Below are 3307 nucleotides of genomic sequence, written 5' to 3' on the forward strand. Positions count from 1 at the left end.
GCCGGGCACGCTGTTGGGTGTCTGAGGGTTCGGCCGTATGGTCGCCTTCAGTGCCGGCCCCAGTGAACTCGGGATGTGGTCCCGGGGTGATGGGTGGTTGGTCGTTGTTTGAGAACTGCACAGTGGACGCGAGCATCTGTGGCCAAGTTTTTAAGGGCGCACGGTGGATGCCTTGGCACCAGGAACCGATGAAGGACGTGGGAGGCCACGATAGTCCCCGGGGAGTCGTCAACCAGGCTTTGATCCGGGGGTTTCCGAATGGGGAAACCCGGCAGTCGTCATGGGCTGTCACCCTTGCCTGAACACATAGGGCAAGTGGAGGGAACGCGGGGAAGTGAAACATCTCAGTACCCGCAGGAAGAGAAAACAACCGTGATTCCGGGAGTAGTGGCGAGCGAAACCGGATGAGGCCAAACCTACGACGTGTGAGACCCGGCAGGGGTTGCGTCGTGGGGGTTGTGGGATCTCTCTTTTACGGTCTGCCGGCCGTGAGACGAGTCAGAAACCGTTGATGTAGGCGAAGGACATGCGAAAGGTCCGGCGTAGAGGGTAAGACCCCCGTAGTCGAAACGTCAGCGGCTCGTTTGAGAGACACCCAAGTAGCACGGGGCCCGAGAAATCCCGTGTGAATCTGGCGGGACCACCCGCTAAGCCTAAATATTCCCTGGTGACCGATAGCGGATAGTACCGTGAGGGAATGGTGAAAAGTACCGCGGGAGCGGAGTGAAATAGTACCTGAAACCGTGTGCCTACAAGCCGTGGGAGCGTCGGAACAAGGCTTGCCTTGTTCTCGTGACTGCGTGCCTTTTGAAGAATGAGCCTGCGAGTTTGCGGTGTGTTGCGAGGTTAACCCGGGTGGGGAAGCCGTAGCGAAAGCGAGTCCGAACAGGGCGTTTCAGTAGCATGCTCAAGACCCGAAGCGGAGTGATCTAGCCATGGGCAGGTTGAAGCGGAGGTAAGACTTCGTGGAGGACCGAACCCACCAGGGTTGAAAACCTGGGGGATGACCTGTGGTTAGGGGTGAAAGGCCAATCAAACTCCGTGATAGCTGGTTCTCCCCGAAATGCATTTAGGTGCAGCGTCGTGTGTTTCTTGCCGGAGGTAGAGCACTGGATAGGCGATGGGCCCTACCGGGTTACTGACCTTAGCCAAACTCCGAATGCCGGTAAGTGAGAGCGCGGCAGTGAGACTGTGGGGGATAAGCTCCATGGTCGAGAGGGAAACAGCCCAGAGCATCGACTAAGGCCCCTAAGCGTACGCTAAGTGGGAAAGGATGTGGAGTCGCACAGACAACCAGGAGGTTGGCTTAGAAGCAGCCACCCTTGAAAGAGTGCGTAATAGCTCACTGGTCTAGTGATTCCGCGCCGACAATGTAGCGGGGCTCAAGCGTACCGCCGAAGTCGTGTCATTGCAGCATGAGGGCCAACGCCCGCTGTGATGGGTAGGGGAGCGTCGTCTGCCGGGTGAAGCAGCCGCGTAAGCGAGTTGTGGACGGTTGACGAGTGAGAATGCAGGCATGAGTAGCGATACAAACGTGAGAAACGTTTGCGCCGATTGACTAAGGGTTCCTGGGTCAAGCTGATCTGCCCAGGGTAAGTCGGGACCTAAGGCGAGGCCGACAGGCGTAGTCGATGGATAACCGGTTGATATTCCGGTACCCGCTGTGAAGCGTCAAACATCGAGCATCGTGATGCTAAGGCCGTGAAGCCGCCCTGATCTCTTCGGAGTTGAGGGGAGTGGTGGAGCCGCCGGACCAAGCGGTTAGTAGGTGAGTGATGGGGTGACGCAGGAAGGTAGTCCATCCCGGGCGGTGGTTGTCCCGGGGTAAGGGTGTAGGCCGTGCGATAGGTAAATCCGTCGCACACAAGGCTGAGACCTGATGCCGAGCCGATTGTGGTGAAGTGGATGATCCTATGCTGTCGAGAAAAGCCTCTAGCGAGTTTCATGGCGGCCCGTACCCTAAACCGACTCAGGTGGTCAGGTAGAGAATACCGAGGCGTTCGGGTGAACTATGGTTAAGGAACTCGGCAAAATGCCCCCGTAACTTCGGGAGAAGGGGGGCCATGTCCGGTGATGAGCTTCGCGCTCTGAGCTGGGTGTGGCCGCAGAGACCAGCGAGAAGCGACTGTTTACTAAAAACACAGGTCCGTGCGAAGCCGTAAGGCGATGTATACGGACTGACGCCTGCCCGGTGCTGGAACGTTAAGGGGACCGGTTAGCTCCATTTCGGTGGGGCGAAGCTGAGAACTTAAGCGCCAGTAAACGGCGGTGGTAACTATAACCATCCTAAGGTAGCGAAATTCCTTGTCGGGTAAGTTCCGACCTGCACGAATGGCGTAACGACTTCTCGACTGTCTCAACCATAGGCCCGGTGAAATTGCACTACGAGTAAAGATGCTCGTTTCGCGCAGCAGGACGGAAAGACCCCGGGACCTTTACTACAGTTTGATATTGGTGTTCGGTTCGGCTTGTGTAGGATAGCTGGGAGACTTTGAAATCTGGACGCCAGTTCAGGTGGAGTCGTCGTTGAAATACCAGTCTGGTCGTGCTGGATGTCTAACCTGGGTCCGTGATCCGGATCAGGGACAGTGTCTGATGGGTAGTTTAACTGGGGCGGTTGCCTCCTAAAGAGTAACGGAGGCGCCCAAAGGTTCCCTCAGCCTGGTTGGTAATCAGGTGTTGAGTGTAAGTGCACAAGGGAGCTTGACTGTGAGACCGACGGGTCGAGCAGGGACGAAAGTCGGGACTAGTGATCCGGCGGTGGCTTGTGGAAGCGCCGTCGCTCAACGGATAAAAGGTACCCCGGGGATAACAGGCTGATCTTCCCCAAGAGTCCATATCGACGGGATGGTTTGGCACCTCGATGTCGGCTCGTCGCATCCTGGGGCTGGAGTCGGTCCCAAGGGTTGGGCTGTTCGCCCATTAAAGCGGTACGCGAGCTGGGTTTAGAACGTCGTGAGACAGTTCGGTCCCTATCCGCTGTGCGCGTAGGAGTCTTGAGAAGGGCTGTCCCTAGTACGAGAGGACCGGGACGGACGAACCTCTGGTGTGCCAGTTGTCCTGCCAAGGGCATGGCTGGTTGGCTACGTTCGGGAGGGATAACCGCTGAAAGCATCTAAGCGGGAAGCCTGCTTCGAGATGAGGGCTCCCACCTCCATGAGAGGGTAAGGCTCCCAGTAGACGACTGGGTTGATAGGCCGGATATGGAAGCACGGTAACGTGTGGAGTTGACCGGTACTAATAGGCCGAGGGCTTGTCCTCAGTTGCTCGCGTCCACTGTGTTGGTTCTGAAACCACGAACAACACC

1 rRNA gene is annotated in these 3307 nt (G+C 57.2%); it reads left to right on the forward strand.

Annotated elements, in window-relative coordinates:
- Positions 1-140: 140 nt before the first annotated feature.
- Positions 141-3261: ribosomal RNA gene (locus tag ACFV6X_RS35425) — 23S ribosomal RNA — on the forward strand.
- The last annotated feature ends 46 nt before the right edge of the window (positions 3262-3307 follow it).

Source organism: Streptomyces sp. NPDC059861 (assembly GCF_042731435.1).
Classification (GTDB): domain Bacteria; phylum Actinomycetota; class Actinomycetes; order Streptomycetales; family Streptomycetaceae; genus Streptomyces.